A 21287-nucleotide genomic window follows, 5' to 3' on the forward strand; every position below is an offset into this window, starting at 1 on the left:
GGCATGTCAGAAGAATCCACAACCGCAGAACTTGATGATGCGACACGAGAGTTTCTCGAGCAAGTCGGCGCGGGTGCGCTCTCAGTAAAAATGGGAATCGAGTTTGTTACGTTCACGCGGGAACACGCAATCGCTACGATGCCGGTCGAGGGTAACACGCAACCGTTCGGACTGCTCCATGGCGGAGCATACGCAGTTCTCGGCGAAACACTCGGCTCTTTACACGCCGGATTCGTCGCACCCAAGGGCAAGATCCCAGTTGGCGTCGACATTAACGCCACACACACCGGCTCCGCGACCACGGGCCGCGTTACCGGTGTGTGCAAGCCGATCCACACAGGACGCACGATGACGGTTCACGAGATCGTCATCACGAACGATTCGGGCCGCCGTTGCTCGACAGTGCGGATCACGAATTTCTACAAAGACGCGCCGAGCGCGTAGCAGTTCGAGCGCTCAGTCTTTCTTGGGACCAAGCTGGTCGATGATGGTCTTTGCGACGTCTTGCATCGTCAAGCGTCGATCCATCGAAGCCTTCTGAATCCAACGGAAGGCATCAGGCTCGCTGAGACCCATCTTGTCGTTCAGGATACCTTTCGCGCGATCAACCAGTTTGCGCGTCTCAAAGCGCTCGGCAAGGTCTGCAACCTCGTTCTCGAGCGTGATGATCTGCTGGAAGCGAGAAAGCGCGATCTCGATAGCGGGAATTAGGTCTGCAGGCGTAAACGGCTTCACGACGTACGCAAGTGCACCGGCCTCGGTTGCACGCTCAACCAGTTCGCGTTGGCTGAATGCGGTAAGCAGCACAACCGGAGCAATGTGATCCTTGTTGATCTGCTCAGCGGCCGAAATGCCGTCAAGCTGCGGCATCTTCACATCCATGACCACGAGGTCGGGGCGAAGTTCCTTGACCAGTGCAACTGCGGTCTCCCCGTCACCCGCTTCGCCGACAACGTCAAAACCGTTATCTCGAAGAGTCTCGACAATATCGAGGCGAATCAGGGACTCGTCTTCAGCGACGACGACACGCCTCGCTGGTGTGGGGGTTGCACTCTGCTCATTCACACCTCAAGCTTACGACACCAGCCCTGGTAAGCACCCCATTTAGAGGGTGTGGGCAGAAAACATTGCAGAACCACACAGGGCTGTGATGAGTTCTAATCCCCGGGTCATCAAGGTGCGGGCAAAGCGCGCGCAAGCGACCTTCAGAACGGGAACATCAAACCCCCTACTCGCCAGTGTTTTCTATGCGAGTAGGGGGTTACATTCGTGGTACCGGATGCGGGACTCGAACCCGCACACCTTTCGGCAGCGCATTTTGAGTGCGCCGTGTCTACCAATTCCACCAATCCGGCTCAGAGTTCCAGCTTAGTGCCTGAAACTCGACTCAAAAAATCGAGTGTGTGTTAGCCGCCAGTGAGCGTGTGCTTCCGGGGTTTCGCCTCCTCGAGGTCCCCGGTAGTTTCACCCACTCGGTGAATCCTCAGCGTGTTTGTCGTGCCAACAATTCCCGGAGGCGATCCGGCGATGATGAGCACCTTCTCCCCTGCCGTAATGTTGGGCCTCGGAAGCAGTGTCTCGTCGACCTGCGCAAACATCTCATCAGTGCTGCCGACGCGCGGCACCTGAATGCTACGCGCACCCCACGTGAGCTCCATGCGACGACGAGTGGACTGCTCGGGCGTAAACCCGATAATAGGAATCGGGAGCCTGAGCCGAGAAATGCGTCGCACAGTGTCGCCTGATTCTGTGAACACGCAAATGTAACGCGCGCCAATAAACTTTGCGACCTCGGCCGCCGCGTGTGTGAGCACACCGCCTTGGGTATGTGGAACCGTGTTGAGTGGCTCGATACGGTCGAGCGCATGATCTTCAGTCGCCTCAATGATGCGTGCCATCGTCTTCACTGCTTCAACGGGATAGGCGCCGACACTCGTTTCACCAGAAAGCATCACCGCGTCAGCGCCGTCGAGCACCGCGTTGGCGCAGTCTGAGGCCTCAGCACGCGTGGGCCTTGGGCTCTCGATCATCGACTCGAGCACCTGCGTCGCCACAATTACCGGCTTCGCATTTCGTCTCGCCACATCGATCGCTTCGGTCTGCACAAGCGGTACCTGTTCGAGCGGTAGTTCGACACCGAGGTCACCTCGAGCGACCATAATGCCGTCAAAGGCATCGACAATCTCTTCGAGGTGTTCGACGGCCTGAGGCTTCTCAATTTTCGCGATTACCGGCAGGGTGATGCCTTCTTCGGCCATAATTTCGTGCACGCGCACAATATCGGCAGCGTCGCGCACAAATGACAGCGCAATGTAGTCAACGCCGAGCTTAAGCGCCCATCGCAGATCTTCCTCGTCTTTGTCGGAGAGCGCAGGAACATTCACCGCGACACCGGGCAAGTTAATGCCCTTATTGTTCGAGACGAATCCGGGCACCTCAACGACAGTGTGCACCGTATCCTCGGTCACCTTCGTCGCGCGAAGCGCCACTTTCCCATCATCAATGAGCAGCGGATCGCCCACGCTCACATCACCTGGAAGACCCTTGTGCGTGGTACCAGCGATCTGCTGATTGCCGAGAATATCTTGAGTCGTGATTGCAAACTCATCGCCTACCTCGAGAGAGTACGGACCACCCTCAAATTTTCCGAGACGAATTTTCGGCCCTTGAAGGTCTGCGAGAACCGCAATTGGCCTACCCACTTGAATCTCGGCACGGCGGATATTGCGATAAATGCCCTCATGCACCTTGTAAGTGCCATGCGACATATTCATGCGCGCAACATTGACACCCGCCTCGATGAGTTCGAGTGTGTGGTCGTAGCTTGAGACCGCTGGGCCCCATGTAGCAACGATCTTTGCGTGACGCATGTTACAAACTCCTAAAACTCAGTGGGTTTATAGTGCGGGATTGCGAGAAACAACGTGGTGGTACACCTCGGGATCTGCGGTGTTCTCCAAGACCGAGTCAATCGGGTTACGGCGACCGGGGAGATACACGGAGATCTCACGACCTACGTGACGCTTGGTCTGGACGATGTAGATAATGATGCCGAGCACGATTGCGAGCAGCGCAGCAAGAACGTTAGTTCTGAGTCCGAGGAACAGCAGGCTAGGATCAACCCTCATGGATTCGATGATCGCCCGACCAATGCCGTACCAGACGAGGTAGAGCGCAAAGAGCCGCCCCCAACGCAGGTGCAACTTCTTTTCGAGCGCCAGCAGCACCACAATTCCGGCAAGGCTCCAAATAATTTCATACAGGAATGTCGGATGGAACAGGGTTCCCGCCGGAAGGCCGATGGGGAACGCCGGATTCGTAGATTCAATCTCAAGCCCCCACGGCAGCGTTGTAGGGCCGCCGAAAAGCTCATGGTTAAAGTAGTTGCCGAGGCGACCAAAAGCCTGCGCGAGCATGAGGCCTGGAACGAGCGCATCAGCGAACGAGAGGAACCGTACACCGGTGAGGCGCGATGCGATGAGCACACCAATCGCGCCGCCGAGCAGCGCACCAAAGATTGCTATGCCACCGTCCCAGATATTCCAGATTGCATTCTCTTCAAACGGGTTCCACCACTGCTTACCCGGAACGAAGTAATCGCCCCAGTGAGTCACCACGTGGTACAAACGCGCGCCGATAATACCGAGTAGCACTGACCAGACTACGAAGTCGAAAACGACACCGTTCTCGCCCCCGCGCCGTGTCAAGCGTCGCGAAGTCCAAATTGCGGCAAGCACGATCCCCAAGATGATCCACAGTGCATACAGATGGATCGTAAGAGGTCCAATTTGGAAAAACTGGAACGAGGGGCTCGGAATACTGAGCGGGAGAATCATTCACTCCTCTTTCACTGGCGGCAACGCCGCCGACTTGTGCTGCGCTCGCCACCCTCACGGTGACGACGGTGTCAATTCTATCTGTTGGTGCCTGCTGCGATCTCGCGAACCACCTGGGAGAGCTTTTCCACTCCGCCGTCGCGGAGTGCTTTGACAAATGCGGTGCCGACAATTGCGCCATCGGCATAGTCAAGTGTGGTCGACACGTGATCAGCATTGGAGATGCCAATTCCAACGCAGGCAAGCGCGGAACCCGCCTCGCGTAGGCTCTCGGTGAGACCTCGCGCCGCAGCATCTAGCTCTGCGCGCTCGCCAGTGATTCCCATGGTCGAAACCGTGTATACGAACCCAGTGCTGTTCTCTGAAATCATGCGGAGACGCTCCGGGGTGGACGTCGGTGCAGCAAGAAAGACCCGGTCAAGCCCAACACGCTTACTTACTTCAATCCACTCAGCGGCAGAGTCTGGAGTGATGTCTGGGGTGATGAGTCCGGCACCGCCGGCAGCCGCCAGGTCTTGGGCAAATCGCTCAACCCCGTACTGCGCAACCGGATTCCAATACGTCATCACGAGCACCGGGGTGTCGACTTCCATCGTAACCCGCCGAACTACTTCGAAGAGATGTGTGAGTTTGAAGCCGCCAGCAAGTGCGGTTTGAGTTGCCTCTTGAATCACGAGACCATCCATCACGGGATCCGAATACGGAACACCGATCTCAAGCACATCAGCGCCATTTCGCGCGAGAGCGATTGCGGCTTCTACACTCGTGTCGAGGTCAGGAAATGAAGCTGGCAGGTACCCAACCAGTGCACCTTTGCGATCTACCTTTGCGGCGCGGATCGCCTGTTCTACGCGCGATTCGCTCATGACTCGTACTCCTCGAGCTCGGTGCCATCAAAGAGACCAAAGTAGCGACCCGCCGTTGCCATGTCTTTGTCGCCTCGGCCAGAAAGACTGACCGCGATGACTGCCTCAGGGCCGAGTTCTTTCCCGATGCGGATCGCGCCAGCGAGCGCGTGCGCCGACTCTATTGCGGGAATGATGCCCTCTGTTTGACTGAGTAGCCGAAGGGCCTGCATCGCCTCATCATCTGTTGCCGGAATATAAGTTGCCCGACCAATGTCGGATAGCCAAGCGTGTTCCGGGCCTACCCCCGGGTAATCGAGGCCGGCCGAAATTGAATGAGATTCAATCGTCTGCCCGTCCTCATCTTGAAGCACATACGTGCGAGAGCCGTGCAAAATGCCCGGCCTGCCACGTTCGATGGACGCGGCGTGCCGCGCGGTATCTACGCCGTCACCGGCAGCTTCGACTCCATAAAGGCGAACATCTGCGTCATCAAGGAATGCATCGAACATGCCGATCGCATTCGATCCACCGCCAACGCAGGCGACCACTGCATCGGGTAGGCGACCCGTCTTCTCGAGCAACTGAGCACGGGCCTCTTCAGAGATGACTTTTTGAAAATCGCGAACCATTGCCGGGAACGGGTGTGGACCGGCAGCGGTGCCAAAGATATAGTTTGTGCGCTCGACGGTCGATACCCAGTCACGGTACGCCTCGTTAATTGCGTCTTTGAGTGTGCGTGAACCCGTCGTCACGGATACGACCTCTGCCCCAAGCAAACGCATGCGAGCGACGTTCAGCGCTTGCCGTTCGGTATCAACTTCGCCCATGTACACGACACACTCGAGCCCGAGTAGCGCAGCTGCCGTAGCAGTCGCAACACCGTGCTGCCCCGCACCGGTTTCGGCAATGACTCGTGTCTTACCGAGACGCTTTGTAAGGAGTGCCTGGCCAAGCACGTTATTGATCTTGTGCGACCCCGTATGGTTGAGGTCTTCGCGCTTGAGAAAGACGCGCGCTCCCCCGGCATGTTCAGCGAACCGAGGAACCTCGGTCAACGGTGAAGGTCTGCCTGCGTAATCTCGAAGCAAGCTATCGAGTTCGGCATGAAACTCAGGGTCAGCCTTTGCAGAATCGTAAGCAACGACAAGCTCATCGATGGCAGCAATAAGAGATTCAGGCATGAATCGGCCGCCAAATTCACCAAAGAACGGGCCGTGTTGGTCACGAAGATTCGTGACTGTGCTGTCGTTTGACATGTTCGCCTCTCAGTTACACGTTGAGGAACGACGCGAGCGTCGCAATAGGGTCGCTCATGACGAGCGCTTCGCCAACGAGCACAGCGTCTGCACCCGCCTCGCGATAACGAATAACATCGTCAACACCCAAGACTGCAGATTCTGCAACACGAATCACTCCGGCAGGAATCTGATCTGCAACGCGCCCGAAGAGCTCACGGTCGAGCTCGAAGGTCTTGAGATCTCGTGCGTTCACGCCAATGAGCCGAGAGCCCAGGTCAACCGCCCGTGCCACTTCATCAGCAGAGTGCGCCTCAACGAGCGGTGTCATGCCAAGCTCTAAAGTAAATGCGTAGAGGCGCTCGAGCGTCTCTTGTGGCAGAGCCGCAACAATGAGCAGCACGAGGTCTGCCCCCGCAGCACGCGCCTCGAGGATCTGGTATTCCTCGCCGATGAACTCCTTACGAAGCACCGGAATGCTCACAGCCTTGCGTACAGCCTCAAGGTCGGCGAGCGAGCCCTTGAACTTGCGTTCCTCGGTGAGTACGCTCACCGCGCTCGCACCTCCGGCCTCATATTGGCTTGCGAGTGCGTGCGGCTCAGGAATATCAGCGAGATCGCCACGCGAAGGACTCGCGCGCTTCACCTCGGCGATGACGCGAATCCGGTCGCCAGGGGCAAGGAACTCAAGCGCATCGAGAGCGGCCGTGCGAGCGAGCGCTTCGGCTTCAACTGTTGCGTACGGGCGAATCTGTCTCCGGGACTTTGCGTCCTCGAGAGAACCCTGGAGGAGCTGGTCGAGCACTGTTAGTCGTGAGATTTCGGAGTGTAACGCGGGCCATTCACGCCGTAGCCGGCCTTCGCAAGAATGAAACCAAGAAGCGCACCGAACGCAACCACGCCGACACAGACCCAAACGAGGGTTGCCATATGGAGGAAGAAGAACACGGTGCCTGCGGCAATACCGATCAACATCACAACGACTGCCGTCCAAGCCGCTGGTGAATCACCGTGACCTGGTTCTTCGTGGTGGTTGCTCATGAATCTCCTCTGCCAGACGAACACACTTCGGACACCATAAAGCTTACCGGGAACTCACAGCATTCCGCGAATGCTGCCCGAGTGGCGCGACACCTCAACGATCGGTTGGATCGTCACCGTCGGAAAGCGCATCCCATTCAGAAATGCGATCACCGGGCTCGGATGTGCGTGTCTTTTTCTTGGATCCATCGGTTCCAGAGTCATACTTGCGCCCAGCGGTCTTCCAGCGCCCACTCAATATGAGTACACACACACCAAGGATTCCAAGCAGCACACCGATAACTGCGGTGATCGTGGGCCAGGCAGAAGACGAAATCGAGGCAACGAGAAGATCGTAGGAGTCTCCCGAGATTCCGGTTGACTCCGCAATCTGGCTGCGGGCACCATCAATGGGGCTCAGCGCAATACTTGTTCCCACCGCGGCGAGCCCCGCTCCGAGAACGAGCACAAGCAACCCGATGACTTTTCGGAATACAGGGCCAGCAATTGTTAGCACCAGCGCCGCTGCGAGTGCCGCAAGTGAGATGAGCGTGATCGCTGGGCTCGCCTGTTGACCCGTTACTTCAATCCGTTCGACCGCAGAAACACCGGTGAGAAACTCAACTTGGATCCACACTTGTACGGACGCGAGCAGGCCGAGACCGCCCCCGACCACCACGAGCAAGATGAGTATTGCTTTACTGCTCATCTTGCGTGGGCGCGCCTCAGACATTCGTCTCCACGCGACTGAGTGAATTCGCGATTGCCACAGCTCGCAGCGGAGCGGCAGCCTTGCTTTGACACTCAGCGTCTTCGGTCGCTGGCACAGAATCAGCAACTATGCCGGCGCCGGCCTGCACCATCGCGACGCCATCACGGATCGTCGCGGTTCGAATTGCGATCGCGAGATCGGCGGCTCCGCCCAGTCCGAAGTATCCGACAACTCCCCCGTAAACGCCACGCTGCACGGGCTCCAGCTCGTCAATGATCTGCAGCGCTCGTGGCTTCGGCGCACCACTCAGTGTTCCTGCTGGGAACGTTGCCCGGAATACATCGATGGGGTTCATGCCGTCACGAACCTGGCCCTCGACCGAAGAGACAATGTGCATGATGTGGCTGAACCGCTCAATGCGCATAAACTCGGTCACCTCCACGCTCCCGGGCTCGCACACGCGCAGCAGATCGTTCCGCGCCAGGTCGACGAGCATCAGGTGCTCGGCGCGTTCCTTCTCATCTGCCAAGAGATCGCGTTCGAACTGCTGATCCTGATCCACTGTCTCGCCGCGGGGTCTAGAGCCAGCGATCGGATGCGTCATCACATGACCGCTCTCCTGCACAGTGACGAGAGCTTCAGGGCTCGACCCGACGATCGTGAACGGAACCCCGTCGTTGTCTTCAAGCTGCACGAGATACAAGAAGGGACTTGGGTTCAGGTGACGCAAGACTCGGTAGACATCAAGTGGATCGGCAGTGCACTGCTGGTCGAAACGTTGCGACGGCACGACCTGGAACACATCGCCTTCGACAATGTATTGCTTCGCAATGTCGACGGTGGCCATGAACTCAGGCGTGGTCGTGAGCCTCTGAGGGTCTGGGAGAGCCTCTCGGTCGAGCGCACCAAGCGGCGAGGGTTCGGGTGATGCGAGCGCTGTCTGCAACAAGTCAAGTCTGCGCTGGGCGTCTTGCCAAAGCTCACCTGAATCACTGTCGTGTGACCCGTCGTGCACGCCATCATTGAGCACATTGGCTATCAGCACCACCGAGCCCTCGCGGTGGTCAATAACGACGAGTTCAGAGACGAAACTTAAGCCTTGTGTCGGCAGCCCGGCGCCTTCAGTCGGCTGGTGCTCGAGGCGTTCAAACTGTCGGACCGTCTCCCAACCGAGATAGCCAACAAACCCGCTCGCGAGTGGAGGAATGCCGGGTACCTGGGGCGCTTTCCATCGTTCAAACACTGCGCGCAGCGCCTCGACAGGCCGGAGATGTGACACACCTCCGGGAAGCAGTCGCTCCTCGCTCACGTCAGTGCCACTCGGGCCCACTTCGCATTACCGTCGCGCTCACCGAGAACCCCAAAGCTTCCGGCTCCAACAAAGCTAAACCTGGTCCACACGCCGCCCTGCTCAGCAGACTCAAGCAGGAACGTTCCGTTTCTCGAGCCCGCAACCTTGCGATAGATGCTTACCGGAGTGTCAGCATCAGCGAACACCTCGCGACAGACGGGTATTACGGCACTTTCGGCACGTGCAGTCTCAAATTCTTCACGGGTCGTGGTGGTGCTCACCGGTTCAGCCTATCTCTCGTGGATCGCCGACAACCGCAGGAAGAGTTCGGTCGTCGAAACAACTGTGGGTGCCAGTATGGCAAGCGGCCCCGATTTGCTCGACACGCACGAGGAGGGTGTCACCGTCACAGTCCATCTCGACTCCGCGAACGTATTGTCGGTGCCCTGACGTGTCGCCCTTCCGCCAGTATTCGTTTCGGGAACGCGACCAGTAGGTCACACGCCCCGTTGTGAGGGTGCGGCGCACCGCCTCAGCATCCATCCACGCGAGCATGAGCACGCGATCGGTGTCATCTTCCTGCACGATGGCCGGCAATAGGCCATCTGCCCCAAACTTGAGACCTGAAATCGCTTGCTCAACACTCATCGGGGCTGCTCCGAAACATTCGAAAGGCGCACCTGGTGCCCTGCGCTGTGCAATGCCTGCTTGACATCACCGACAGTAAACTTGCCGTAGTGAAAAACAGATGCTGCGAGCACAGCATCTGCACCAGCAGTCACTGCGGGTGCGAAGTGCTCAAGTTCGCCGGCACCGCCCGAAGCAATGACCGGAACGTCAGCAATCGCACGCACCTGTGTAATGAGTTCAAGATCGAAACCGTTCTGGGTACCGTCGGCATCCATAGAGTTCACGAGCAATTCACCGGCCCCTCGCTCGACTGCCTCCTTGCACCAGGCCAGCGCGTCGAGATCGGTCTCACGCTTGCCACCGTGCGTCGTCACAACAAACCCTGAAGGCTGCTTGTCACTTCGCTTCACGTCGAGCGAAAGCACCAGCACCTGTGCCCCGAACCGATCGGCGATCTCTCCAATGACTTCAGGCCGCGCAATCGCGCCACTATTGATGCCTACCTTGTCGGCACCCACTGCGAGAAGCTTTGCGACGTCATCGACTTCGCGAACCCCCCCGCCAACCGTAAGCGGAATAAACACCTGCTCCGCCGTGCGACGCACGACGTCATACGTTGTGGCGCGACCATCAACAGTTGCGGTGACATCAAGGAAGGTGAGTTCATCTGCACCCTGTTCCGCGTACTTGGCCGCAAGCTCAACCGGGTCACCCGCGTCTTGAAGGTTGAGAAAGTTCACACCCTTCACGACTCGCCCACCAGCCACATCAAGACACGGAATTACGCGAATTGCAACTGACATCGTCGTGTCCCCCTAAAGCCTGGCGGCGTGGATCGCAGTTACGAGGATCGCCCGAGCGCCGAGCTCGTACAGCCTGTCCATGATCGTGTTCGCGTCGTCTGACGGCACCATGACTCGAACGGCAACCCAGTCTTCGTCGCGAAGCGGCGACACAGTCGGCGATTCAATACCACCCGCAACGGCAATCGCGGCCTCCAACTGCGCGGCTGGCAGGTCGTAATCCATGATGACGAACTTGCGAGCGACGAGCACGCCTCTCAGCCTTCGAATGAGGCGCTCAATACCCTCGTGCTTAGTCGGCGCACCGATGAGCACCGCGGTCGATTCGAGAATGACCGGGCCGAAGATTTCGAGACCAGCGGCCTTGAGCGTGGCTCCTGTCGAGACGACGTCTGCGACCGCATCTGCGACGCCGAGCTGCACAGCAGATTCGACTGCTCCGTCGAGTTTCACGGTGTGGGCCTCAACACCCCGCTGCCTCAGAAAACCGTCGACCAGTGTCGGGTAGCTCGTAGCGACGCGCTTGCCGGCGAGGTGCTCAATTTCCGAAATATCGCCGTCGGCCGGAGCCGCAAAGCGGAATGTCGAATCCGCAAAATCAAGGTGGGTGATCTCATGCGCATCGGAACCCGAATCAAGCAGAAGGTCGCGGCCAGTAATCCCAACATCGAGTGCGCCAGAACCAACATATGTCGCGATGTCGCGGGGGCGCAGGTAGAAGAACTCAACATCGTTCTTCACGTCAGCGTGCACGAGCTTACGGCTATCTTTGCGGCCGGAGTACCCCGCTTCAGCGAGCATCTCTGCGGCGGTTTCAGAAAGTGAACCCTTATTCGGAACTGCGATTCGCAGCATTGGAGGAAATCCTTCCGTAGTGGCCGCACCTTGCGGATCGGCCGAGTGAATTGACATCAGCTGAACGCGCCGACGACAGCCAAAGGCCGCACGTCGACGCTAGAGATGCGCGTATACGTCGTCGAGTGTCATGCCTTTTGCAAGCATGAGCACCTGCAAGTGGTAAAGCAATTGGCTAATCTCTTCAGCGCATTCAGCCTGCGACTCATATTCCGCCGCCATCCAAACCTCGGCAGCCTCTTCGACGATCTTCTTGCCGATCGAATGCACCCCTGCATCCAGCCGGGCGACGGTGTCACTGCCTTCAGGCCGGGTAGCGGCCTTCTCGGCGAGCTCGGCAAAGAGCGTATCGAAGGTTTTCACCGCTCCAGACTATCAGTGCTCACGTGTGCGAGTGGCCAGCCGCGGCAGTACGCAACTCGGCGATCCGATCTTCTGGCACGCCACCATACACCGCCGAACCTGCCACAAACGTGTCAGCACCGGCCTCGGCAGCAATTCCGATTGTGTCAACGGTGATGCCTCCATCTACCTGGAGCCACACATCGATTCCAAGCTTCGAACGAGCTTCGGCGAACTGGCGAAGCTTCGGCATCATGTCTGCCATAAACGACTGGCCACCGAACCCCGGTTCGACAGTCATGACGAGCACCTGGTCAAACTCGGGAAGGAGTTCGAGATAGTCATCCGCTGCGGTTCCGGGTTTGAGCGCGATACCGGCGCGAGCGCCGATCGAACGAAGCTTGCGCGCGAGCGCCACTGGATCTGCTGCAGCCTCAGCATGGAACGTCACCGAGTACGCGCCAAGTTCGGCGTACCCTGGCGCCCAACGGTCAGCGTCAGCGATCATGAGGTGCACGTCAAGCGGCACCGGCGAAACAGCCTGGATACGCTCAACAATCGGAGGACCCATCGTGAGGTTCGGAACAAAGTGATTGTCCATGACATCGACATGCACGAGATCTGCGCTTCGAATCGCCTCGAGCTCGGCCTGCAGGTTGACAAAATCGGCGGAAAGGATGCTGGGGTTAATGCGCTGCGCGGTCACGCTATGAGCCTACGGGATGCGTGGACTCCGCGTCTGAATAGCTTTGCGATAGCTTGCGGTAACTGCGTGTCAGCATCGCTCCCAATGCAAGCAGCAGGGACAGGAGACCAGCGATGACGAATATGAGAGCCATGCCACGTGCTTCTCCCGTTCCGAGCAGCCACTGCCATTGGGCGGCCCCGGCAGGGCTTTGCATGTAGGGCACGACAATGAATTCTGCGATCGGCGCGATGATGAATGCCGTGATGGGCGCGGTTGCCGCTTCGAATGTAGCCGCGAACCCGAATACCCGACCCTGACGTTCAAATGGCACGACCTTTTGAATGACGGTCTGTTCAGAGGCTTCGATTGCCGGAATGACCGTCATAAACAGGAAGATGCCGGAAATAAGGAGCCAAGGCCACTCACGAAGCCCAAAGAAGATACCAATGACACCAGTCACCGCAACGAGCAGAAGTAGCGTGCGGATCGGGTTCTTTCCCAGCCCGGTGCGAGCAACAATGAGGCCGCCAAGAATCATGCCCACCGAGGTGAGCCCTAACACGAGGCCCCAAATTTCAACCTCGAACAGGGTGAGTCCGTAGGGGTCGAGCAGCGCCATGAAGACGCCCCCGGTGAGGTTGTTGAATGTGCTGAACAAGACGAGCGCCAGTAGCCCAGGCACGCCAAGAATGGCCCGCCATCCACCGCGAAAGTCGATCGCGCGAAATTCTGGGTCGCGCACAATCTCAGGCTCGTTCACTCGCAATATATAGAGGTGGATCATGGGCGCAATCGTGCACGCCATCGCGATGAGTATTGTCGGGCCCATTCCCAAGAGCCCAACAGAGAGCCCACTGAACACGCTCGTCACGAGGAAGGTGATTCCCTGTACGGTGCCAACGAGACCGTTCGCATTGGCTCGGCGCGGCTCATCGATGAGCAGCGTGACAGTCGTCGCGAGCGCGAGGTTTCGCATTTGCTCGACGACGCACCCCGCAAGAATCACGAGCGAAAACACCCAGAACCACAATCCGGAAACGGTGAGCAGCGCATCATGCGGCACCGTGAAGAACATGATGGTCGCAAGCACAAATGTCGTGAGCGTAATCCAGGCAGAAGCACGCATCACGACAAGCTTGCGGTAGCGATCCACCAAGCTGCCAAAGTACATCGAACTCATCGCGAGCAGCAACATGTAGACGCCCCCGAGCACGCCGGTAGCGAGAATGCTCCGAGTTTCGAGATACACCCAAAACACGAGCGCAAACCAAAGAAAGTTAGATGTGAGACTCGCAACTGCGGTATTTACGAGCAGGTGAAGAAATTTTGCCCAGTTCGAGGCGCGCGAAGTCTCGGTTGTCGGTGGATCGAGGCGACCTTCGCTCATGGTTGTGAGCGTACGCCGATGCGGGTTCGAGCGCACCCATTCTCTGCGTATTCAAGGCAACATATTCGCACGGCTTTTAGATCACATCTGGCGGATCAGTCGCGCGAGAGCAACGCGATAAACATCGCATCCGTGTTGTGGCGGTGCGGCCACAGCTGAGCGCTGAGGTGGTCCCCCGCAAGATCGATCGTTTCACCGTTCCGAGCAGCTGTTCGCACCGCTGATTTTGCATCGAGCTCGCGAAGGCCGGGTTCGCGTTTGAGTAGGCGATCCACCATGACTCTCGTCTCTGCCAGATGCGGCGAGCAAGTAACGTAAGCAAGCACGCCGCCCGGCGCGAGATGAGCCACAGCCGCATCAAGCAACTCACCCTGCAGCGCCGTGAGTTCGGGTAGGTCAGACGGCTGCTTGCGCCAGCGCGCCTCTGGTCTGCGGCGAAGCGCCCCGAGCCCGGAGCACGGTGCGTCGACAAGGATGCGGTCGAAGAGCTCGTGCGTCTGCGCGCCACACCCATACGCTTCGTGTGTCCGACCATCGTGCGACACGACCTCGATCGCCTCGGGAGAAGCAATCTCCACTACTCCGGCAAGCGAGTCCCGCACGAGATCAGCGCGGTGCGGTGAGACCTCGTTGGCTCGCAGCGTTGCTCCCTCAATCACAGCTTCGGCGGCGAGTATCGCCGACTTCCCTCCCGGCCCGGCGCACAGATCAAGCCAGCGCTCCCCTCGTCTGACGGGGGCCGCGTGTACCAGTGAAAGTGCGGCAAGTTGCGATCCCTGATCTTGCACGCGCAGCAGCCCAACTGGAATACCCGCTTCGCGCTCGGCGGTCGAGATTGCCCCGGCAGGGTCTCCACCCACAAGCTCGAGTCCGAGTGGCGACATCCCTCGAGCGTTAAGCGAATCCGGCTCCACTGCAGCGAGCTCATCTGGCGCGATACCTGCCCCAGACAACAGTGCGAGATTCACCCTTGGTGCAGCGTTGTCTGCCGCAAGTAATTCTTCGAGTTCGCCGTCTCGCCCCTCGGCTCGCAACGCATCGCGCAAGGCTCGGACGACCCACGACGGGTGTGAGGTTGCAGCAGCGAGTGCTTCATCTGGCGAACCTGCTTTCGCTGCGATGTCACGATCCCACTGCTCGGGTGTGGATCGAGAAATCTCACGGAGCACCCCGTTCACGAACCCTGCCGCCCGTTCATTCGCCACCCGGCGCTGGAGTTCAACGCTCTCGTTCACCGCGGCATGCGTGGCCGTACGCATCGACAAAAGCTGATGGGCGCCGAGCCGCAGGACATTCAGCGTGCGCTCGTCAATATCTTTGACACTGCGGTCTGCGGCAAGTTCGATGATGCGATCGAGCCGCCCCATGCCTCTGAGTGTGCCAGCAGCCAACTCAGTCGCGAGCGCTGCGTCGCGAGCGTCGAGCTTTGCTTCGCGAATGCGTGAGGCAAGCGCAAGGTTTGCATAGGCGTCACGATCCATCACGTCGCGCAGCACATCGTAGGCAACTATCCGTGCCCCAGAAATGTGAGCCCGTGCCCTTCGGGGCTGGTTATTTCGGGGCTGACCGTTTCGTTGCCGATTACTTCGCGACTGACCGTCGCGGGGATGCTGCTTTCGCTGCCCGTTCATGAGAGCGTGGCCTTTCCGTCGCGACCGCGAAGCCATGCAACGCCGTCCATTACTGGTTTACTCGCCGGTTGCACCCGCGTGAGTTCCACTGCCCCATCAAGCACTCCGAGAAGCGCGCGCTTGCCAACAATTTGCGCTTCACCGGGCGCGAGCTCTGCCTCTGAGTCGTCAAGAACTGGTTGGAGTGTCGTGAGTTTGAGGGGTTGCTCGCCAAGCAGCGCAAATGCACCGGGCTCAGGGGTGACCCCTGCCCAGTGCGAGAGCACCGAGTCAGCGGTGGCAGTAAGTATCTTGATGCGTCCGTCTTCGCGCGTGAGTTTATGAGCGTATGTGTCGTCGCCCTCTTGCGGCGTACCCGCCCCCGGATTCTTTGTGATGAGTTCGACAGCTCCTAACAGCGCATGGGTCCCGTACTGCGAGAGCTCGGTGAGCGCCTCCCCGGCAGAGGTTCCCTGCGTGAATTCTCGCTCATCTCGCGTGAGCACATCCCCCGCATCGAGTGCTTCAACAAGTCGAAACACAGTGAGTCCGAGCCGCTGCTCGCCCGCCATAAGTGCACGCTGCACCGGTGCAGCGCCTCGCCATCTGGGAAGGTCTGAGAAGTGTAAATTGATCCACCCGTGGGTCGGCAGGGTGAGTAGCGGATCGCGGACGAGCCCACCATAGGCAACAATCACACCGAGCTCAGCGCCGAGCCCCGCAACCCAAGCCGCCGCATCGTCGCCGAGTCGGTTCGCCTTAAATACCGTGAGGCCGAGCTCGGTGGCCGCCTGCGCTACGGGAGACGGTGTGAAAATTCGCTTGCGACCAAGCGGCGCATCTTCTCTGGTGATGACGCCGAGTATCTCGTGCCCCTCGGCGTGTAAGGCCTTGAGGCTCGGTACGGCGAATTCAGGGGTTCCGGCAAACACGATGCGCATAACGTCTATTCTCTCAGGCTCAGTAGCCGCAATCTGTGGTGTACGATCTCAGCATGCGTACGAAAATTCATATGTTTGGTTGGTGGATCGCCTAGAGGCGGCCCACGTTCATACGCAGAACCCATCCACACCGCCTAGCAGTGCTTGTCACTCGGGCGGTGTTTTCGTACCGGTGATTGCACCGCTGGAATCACTCAAGGAGAAACTATGACCACCGCATCCCCATACGTGGCAGACGAGCACGGATTCTTCGGGCCCTACGGCGGCGCCGAACTCCCACCCCACCTCGTTGAACCAATGGCCGAGGTTGCCCGCGCCTATGAGGAAGCATCTCAAGATGCCGACTACCTAGCCGAGTACCAGGCGCTCCTATCGAAGTATGTCGGTCGGCCATCGCTGTTGTACTTCGCTGAAAATCTTACGCGGCACCTGGGTGGCGCAAGGATTTATCTCAAGCGCGAGGACCTCAATCACACCGGCGCTCACAAGATCAACCACACGCTGGGTGAGGCGCTACTTGCAAAGCGCATGGGCAAGCAGACGCTCATCGCAGAGACTGGCGCCGGTCAGCACGGAGTCGCCCTCGCGACGGCTGCGGCCCTCACCGGTCTGAAGTGCGAGGTACACATGGGCGCGATCGATGTTGCCAAGCAGCACCCGAACGTCGTTCGCATGGAGTTGCTCGGCGCAACGGTGGTTTCGGTTGAGGAGGGCGGCCGGTCGCTCAAGGAGGCCGTCGACTCGGCCTTCGGCGTCTACGCGGCAAACCCCGAAGAGTACTTCTTCGCAATCGGCTCCGTTGTGGGCCCGCATCCGTTCCCTTCGATGGTTCGCGACTTTCAGTCGGTCGTGGGGCGCGAGGCACGCGCGCAGATCCTTGAGGCCGAGGGTCGGCTCCCTGACTATCTCATCGCCTGCGTTGGCGGTGGATCGAACGCGCTCGGCCTCTTTTCTGCATTCCTGGATGACGAGGCGGTGAAGATTGTGGGCGTCGAACCCGCGGGTGAGGGACTCGACGGAGACCGACACGCCGCGACCATGACGCTCGGGTCACCCGGGGTGCTTCACGGAATGCGCACGCGCGTGCTTCAGACAGAGAGTGGCGACGCCGCCCCTGTGCACTCAATTGCGTCGGGCTTGGACTACCCAGGAGTGGGGCCCCAGCACGTGCACCTCAGCGAGATGGGACGCGTTCAGTACGAATCGGTGACCGACGAAGAGACGCTTGAGGCGTTCATGCTGCTGTCGCGCACAGAAGGCATCATTCCCGCTCTAGAGTCATCGCACGCACTTGCGCAGGCCGCGAAGCTCGCCCCGACGCTCTCTTCTGATGAAATCATCGTGGTAAACCTGTCGGGCCGTGGCGACAAAGACGTGGACTTCGTGGCCGAGCGCCTCGGCACCAAGAGCTAGGACTAGAAGCTAACCGTCAAAGACACCGCGGTCGTCGAACCGCAGTCGCAGGGCCTCGGGGCGAGCACGTCCTGGGGCCCTGCCTTTCTGCCTGGACTGTGCCCCGGCTGCATCTGCAACGAGTGCACCGCGCAGTCTCTTCGCGACGTCCGTTCCTCGACCGTACTCAAATCTGATGATGGCCCGCACGAGCTGCGCCCCTTGCGGCGCAGCATCCCGGGGAGCAAACGGTGTCGGGCCCAGCACCTCTACTCCTGGTAGTACGCCTGGTGAGGACAGCGCCGCTATTGCGCGATCCACCTCGGCGAGCCCTCCCGTGACGCTTGCGACTCGCACAGCCGGTGGGTAGCGCAGCGCCTGCCGATCTCGGAGCTCACCGCGCAACCATTCTTCAACACGACCAGTAACAAATGCTTGCACAACCGGACCTCCCCCGGATGCCATAAGACACACGCCGTCAGGCGCCGCAAGTGCTGCGGCATTCTCCCACCAGCGAATACAATCCTCACCGGCGCGCAGGTGCTCAAGACTCAGCAGACGCTCCGCGTCGAGCAACACCACCGCGCGGTAGCCTCCCGCTGCAATCGGTTCGGCGCCTCGCGTCGCGACAATGAGTGCCGGTCGCGAGTCCACGCGTTCTCTCGGGTGATCTCCGTCAGAGAGCAGCACTCGAAATCCTCGGAACTGGCGTTCGAACTGCTCGACGGTGCGTGCCGAACCCATGCCCCGCTCGACGAGTCGGTGAGCTCCGCAGCTCAGGCAGGACCACGGGTTCGCGTGTTCGCCGCACCAACGGCATGCCGCCCTGCCAGCAATGCGAAACCCAATCGGCCCTCCACAGGCTTTGCAACGAGCCAGGTCGCCGCAATCGCCGCAGACAGAGACAGGTGCGTATCCCGGAGTTGCCACCTGCACCAGAACGGGGCCGGTACGTAGCCCTTCGCGGATTGTGCGGGCTGCAAACTCTGGAACTCGACCGGCAAAAGCGTCGGGTGCGATCGATGCGTCGGCGTGCAGCATTCTAGTTCGCCTGGGAGGATTCACCTGATCATCGACGTAGCCGATCATCACCAGACGTTCGACCTCTGCGCTTCTCGCATGGGCCGCGAAGAACAGCCCCGCACCCTCGAGCTCCGCTCGCACAAGTGCAGCATCTCTCGCGTGAACATACGGGGTCAGCGGTTCGGCAAGCACAGGGTCACCGTCGTCCCACATGAGTATTGCGCCCAGCTCGTGCGCAGGCGCGTACACAGCGGATCGGTTTCCCACGATGATTCGAGGTTCCCGGTCGAGCGCCCGCAGAAACGCGGCGTACCGTTCCGCATTCGACTGGCGCGAGTCGACACGTACCGCCTCACAATGACCGAGAGCATCGAGCGCATCGAGCACCTGATCTTCATCTCGGTAGTCGGGCAACACAACGATGACACTGCGGCGCTGTTTGTGCACAGCAATTGCGAGCTTGGCGAGCCCTTCGGCCCAACCCCCTACCCATTCACCGGTTGGGAGGCGTACCGGCGAATGCGAGGCAGTAAATCCAAGCCTCTTGCCAAGAATGAGACGCTCAGCGATCTCGAGAGCAACTTCTTGCTCCTGTTCGGGCCCGGGTGCAACCTCGGTTCCTGCAGTATCCGAAGTAGGATCTTGGGTGCTTCCAGATTCAACGTCTCGTGCAGCAGCGGCTCTCGAAGTATCAACAGCAGCCTGCAGATGCTGCTTTTCAACTCGGATTTGTCGCGTCGGTATTGCGAGACGAAGGATATCTCCAGCAGACCCCCCGGCCCTGTCAGCTACAGCTCGGGCAAGTTGCCACACCTCGGGTGTGAGCTGCGGAACTGGGCCCACGATTTCTGCGATCGGTGACAGTTCACCGGTGAAATCACTTCGTTCGACAAAGCCAATGACATACCCGAAAGACTTGCGCTGCTGCGACCGAAACGGCACCTTGACCCGCTGACCAACACGGAGCGAATCTGCTAGCTCTTCTGGAATCGAATAGTCAAACAGATGGTCGAGCTGCGGAAGTGCAGAGTCGAGCAGCACCTGCGCTACCGGACGCCCCTCTGGCGCCTCTGCCCCGAGGCAACTGCAACTCATGGCAACACCCGACACATCGAAACACCCGGCACGAAGCGTTACAGGCCAGCTGCAGCGCGGAGTTCGTCCACCCGGGGAGTCGCCTCCCACAGGAAATCAGGGAGCTCACGCCCAAAGTGCCCATATGCGCTTGTCTGCCCGTATATAGGCCGGAGTAGGTCGAGGTCACGAATAATTGCGAGCGGTCGCAAGTCGAACACTTCGCGAACAGCAGCCTCGATGCGCTCGGCTGGCACAGTCTCAGTGCCAAACGTCTCTACGTAAAGACCGACCGGTGTTGCACGACCGATAGCGTACGCAACCTGCAACTCAGCGCGACGGGCGAGACCGGCACGAACGACATGTTTTGCCACCCAACGCATTGCATACGCGGCAGAGCGGTCAACCTTCGACGGGTCCTTGCCACTGAATGCGCCACCGCCATGACGGCTCGCACCGCCGTACGTATCGATGATGATCTTGCGGCCTGTAAGGCCTGCGTCGCCCATCGGACCACCAATGACAAACTTGCCGGCGGGGTTGATGAAGAGTTCAACGTTTGAGCTCGGTAACTCCACTCGCTCGAGCACAGGACGAATCACTTCACGCTCGACCGCCTCACGTAGTGCAGGAACCGAAAGGCTTGCTGCGTGCTGCGTTGACAACACAATCGCCTCAATCGAAGCGGGCGTATCGCCGTCATAGCCGATTGTTACCTGAGTTTTACCGTCGGGTCGAAGTTCGGGAATGATTCCCGACTTGCGCACCTCAGTGAGGCGTTCGGCAAGCCTGTGAGAGATCCAGCTTGGCAGGGGGTGGAGTTCTGGCGTCTCATCTGTCGCAAAACCGAACATGATGCCCTGGTCGCCCGCGCCCTGAGCGCTCAGCGCGTCTTCGTTTCCGCTTTCGCGTACCTCAAGTGAAACATCGACGCCACCGGCGATGTCAGGTGATTGCTGCCCAATAGATACCGACACTCCACAGGACGAGGCGTCGAATCCCATGTCTGAGCTGGTGTACCCGATCTCTCGAATCGTGTCGCGAACGAGTTGCGGAATCTCGACGTAGCCGGTTGTCGACACCTCGCCTGCGACGTGCACAAGCCCCGTCGTGACCAAAGTTTCTACCGCAACCCGCGCACCAGGATCTTGCTCAAGCATCGCGTCGAGAATCGAATCTGAGATGCGGTCACAGATCTTGTCTGGATGCCCCTCGGTAACCGATTCCGAGGTGAACTGTCGCAGCATGAATACTCCTTGGTGCTGAAATTTGCGGCTGTAAATGGGTGTGGCGCCGGTACCGAAAAGGTATCCGACGCCACCGACATTGCGTGCGGTTACGCCCGCGGCACCATCTGAAGCTTGCCTTCGACGATCTCGTGCAGAGCAATCGAGAGAGGCTTGTCATCGACAGAAGAGTCGACAAGCGGACCGACGTTGTCAAACAGGTTTCCGTCGTGCAGATCTGTGTAGTACTCATTGATCTGACGCGCGCGCTGCGAAGCGAAAACAACCAGTGCGTACTTCGAGTCCACCTTCTCGAGCAGATCGTCGATGGGTGGATCGATGATGCCGTTGACATTCGCCATGTTTGTTCTCCT

The 21287-nt window shown here is 59.2% G+C and carries 23 protein-coding genes and 1 tRNA gene; 2 read left to right on the plus strand and 22 right to left on the minus strand.

From position 1 onward, the window contains the following. Positions 1-3 precede the first annotated feature (3 nt). Entirely contained in the window at positions 4-444 is a 441-nt protein-coding gene (locus tag H9L06_RS02795; RefSeq protein ID WP_187555750.1) for a hotdog fold thioesterase, read from the plus strand. A gap of 12 nt (positions 445-456) precedes the next feature. Here H9L06_RS02795 and H9L06_RS02800 read toward each other — a convergent pair whose 3' ends face one another. From H9L06_RS02800 to H9L06_RS02885, 19 genes are all read right to left on the minus strand, one after another. Further along, complete coding sequence (locus H9L06_RS02800) at positions 457-1065, minus strand: ANTAR domain-containing response regulator (protein ID WP_187555751.1); 609 nt, start codon at positions 1063-1065, stop codon at positions 457-459. 205 nt (positions 1066-1270) lie between these two features. Continuing rightward, positions 1271-1355, minus strand: a tRNA-Leu gene (locus H9L06_RS02805). A 51-nt stretch (positions 1356-1406) separates the two neighbouring features. After that, positions 1407-2870 (minus strand): pyruvate kinase, encoded by a 1464-nt coding sequence (gene pyk / locus H9L06_RS02810; RefSeq protein ID WP_187555752.1) that lies wholly within the window; start codon positions 2868-2870, stop codon positions 1407-1409. A gap of 27 nt (positions 2871-2897) precedes the next feature. Beyond that, on the minus strand, positions 2898-3836 hold the full coding sequence (gene lgt, locus H9L06_RS02815) for a prolipoprotein diacylglyceryl transferase (protein WP_187555753.1): 939 nt from the start codon (positions 3834-3836) through the stop codon (positions 2898-2900). Positions 3837-3913: 77 nt separating this feature from the next. Further along, complete coding sequence (trpA, locus tag H9L06_RS02820; RefSeq protein WP_187555754.1) at positions 3914-4702, minus strand: tryptophan synthase subunit alpha; 789 nt, start codon at positions 4700-4702, stop codon at positions 3914-3916. Next, positions 4699-5940, minus strand: coding sequence for a tryptophan synthase subunit beta (gene trpB, locus H9L06_RS02825; protein WP_187555755.1), 1242 nt, complete (start codon positions 5938-5940; stop codon positions 4699-4701). The genes trpA and trpB (H9L06_RS02825) overlap by 4 nt, the downstream gene beginning before the upstream one ends. A 13-nt stretch (positions 5941-5953) precedes the next feature. Continuing rightward, entirely contained in the window at positions 5954-6724 is a 771-nt protein-coding gene (gene trpC, locus H9L06_RS02830) for an indole-3-glycerol phosphate synthase TrpC (protein ID WP_187555756.1), read from the minus strand. Between the two features lie 2 nt (positions 6725-6726). After that, positions 6727-6960: a DUF6704 family protein gene (locus H9L06_RS02835; RefSeq protein WP_187555757.1), complete on the minus strand. Its 234-nt coding sequence runs from the start codon at positions 6958-6960 to the stop codon at positions 6727-6729. 94 nt (positions 6961-7054) lie between these two features. Further along, the gene (locus H9L06_RS02840; RefSeq protein WP_187555758.1) at positions 7055-7648 is read right to left on the minus strand and encodes a Trp biosynthesis-associated membrane protein; all 594 of its coding nucleotides are present in this window, start codon (positions 7646-7648) and stop codon (positions 7055-7057) included. Between the two features lie 16 nt (positions 7649-7664). Further along, positions 7665-8960 carry a chorismate-binding protein gene (locus H9L06_RS02845; RefSeq protein ID WP_425489999.1) on the minus strand — a complete coding sequence of 432 codons (1296 nt, stop codon included), beginning with the start codon at positions 8958-8960 and terminating at the stop codon, positions 7665-7667. Beyond that, complete coding sequence (locus H9L06_RS12025; RefSeq protein WP_425490000.1) at positions 8957-9223, minus strand: hypothetical protein; 267 nt, start codon at positions 9221-9223, stop codon at positions 8957-8959. Before H9L06_RS12025 ends, H9L06_RS02845 begins: the two co-directional genes overlap by 4 nt. Positions 9224-9227: 4 nt before the next feature. After that, complete coding sequence (gene hisI, locus H9L06_RS02850; protein ID WP_187555759.1) at positions 9228-9590, minus strand: phosphoribosyl-AMP cyclohydrolase; 363 nt, start codon at positions 9588-9590, stop codon at positions 9228-9230. Continuing rightward, positions 9587-10375: an imidazole glycerol phosphate synthase subunit HisF gene (gene hisF, locus H9L06_RS02855; protein WP_187555760.1), complete on the minus strand. Its 789-nt coding sequence runs from the start codon at positions 10373-10375 to the stop codon at positions 9587-9589. Before hisF ends, hisI begins: the two co-directional genes overlap by 4 nt. A 12-nt stretch (positions 10376-10387) precedes the next feature. Further along, a complete protein-coding gene (gene hisG, locus H9L06_RS02860; protein ID WP_187555761.1) occupies positions 10388-11230 on the minus strand; it encodes an ATP phosphoribosyltransferase in 843 nt (280 codons plus the stop codon). 99 nt (positions 11231-11329) lie between these two features. After that, positions 11330-11593 (minus strand): phosphoribosyl-ATP diphosphatase, encoded by a 264-nt coding sequence (locus H9L06_RS02865; RefSeq protein ID WP_187555762.1) that lies wholly within the window; start codon positions 11591-11593, stop codon positions 11330-11332. Positions 11594-11612: 19 nt separating this feature from the next. Next, entirely contained in the window at positions 11613-12278 is a 666-nt protein-coding gene (gene rpe, locus H9L06_RS02870) for a ribulose-phosphate 3-epimerase (RefSeq protein WP_187555763.1), read from the minus strand. 1 nt (position 12279) lies between these two features. Continuing rightward, a complete protein-coding gene (locus H9L06_RS02875) occupies positions 12280-13647 on the minus strand; it encodes an MFS transporter (RefSeq protein WP_187555764.1) in 1368 nt (455 codons plus the stop codon). A gap of 95 nt (positions 13648-13742) precedes the next feature. After that, positions 13743-15278, minus strand: coding sequence for an RsmB/NOP family class I SAM-dependent RNA methyltransferase (locus H9L06_RS02880; RefSeq protein ID WP_187555765.1), 1536 nt, complete (start codon positions 15276-15278; stop codon positions 13743-13745). Continuing rightward, complete coding sequence (locus tag H9L06_RS02885) at positions 15275-16198, minus strand: methionyl-tRNA formyltransferase (RefSeq protein ID WP_187555766.1); 924 nt, start codon at positions 16196-16198, stop codon at positions 15275-15277. The genes H9L06_RS02880 and H9L06_RS02885 overlap by 4 nt, the downstream gene beginning before the upstream one ends. 207 nt (positions 16199-16405) lie before the next feature. On the opposite strand from H9L06_RS02885, the gene trpB (H9L06_RS02890) reads away from it, so the two are divergent. Then, the gene (gene trpB / locus H9L06_RS02890; RefSeq protein ID WP_187555767.1) at positions 16406-17611 is read left to right on the plus strand and encodes a tryptophan synthase subunit beta; all 1206 of its coding nucleotides are present in this window, start codon (positions 16406-16408) and stop codon (positions 17609-17611) included. A gap of 9 nt (positions 17612-17620) precedes the next feature. Here the strand turns inward: trpB (H9L06_RS02890) and H9L06_RS02895 are convergent, their stop codons facing one another. From H9L06_RS02895 to rpoZ, 3 genes are all read right to left on the minus strand, one after another. Beyond that, positions 17621-19708, minus strand: a complete 2088-nt coding sequence (locus tag H9L06_RS02895) for a primosomal protein N' family DNA-binding protein (protein ID WP_187555768.1) — start codon at positions 19706-19708, stop codon at positions 17621-17623. A gap of 38 nt (positions 19709-19746) precedes the next feature. Then, complete coding sequence (gene metK, locus H9L06_RS02900) at positions 19747-20934, minus strand: methionine adenosyltransferase (RefSeq protein ID WP_187555769.1); 1188 nt, start codon at positions 20932-20934, stop codon at positions 19747-19749. An 89-nt stretch (positions 20935-21023) separates the two neighbouring features. Next, complete coding sequence (rpoZ, locus tag H9L06_RS02905; RefSeq protein WP_187555770.1) at positions 21024-21275, minus strand: DNA-directed RNA polymerase subunit omega; 252 nt, start codon at positions 21273-21275, stop codon at positions 21024-21026. Between the last annotated feature and the right edge of the window lie 12 nt (positions 21276-21287).

The sequence above is a fragment of the Leucobacter denitrificans genome, from assembly GCF_014396385.1.
Classification (GTDB): Bacteria; Actinomycetota; Actinomycetes; order Actinomycetales; family Microbacteriaceae; genus Leucobacter; species Leucobacter denitrificans.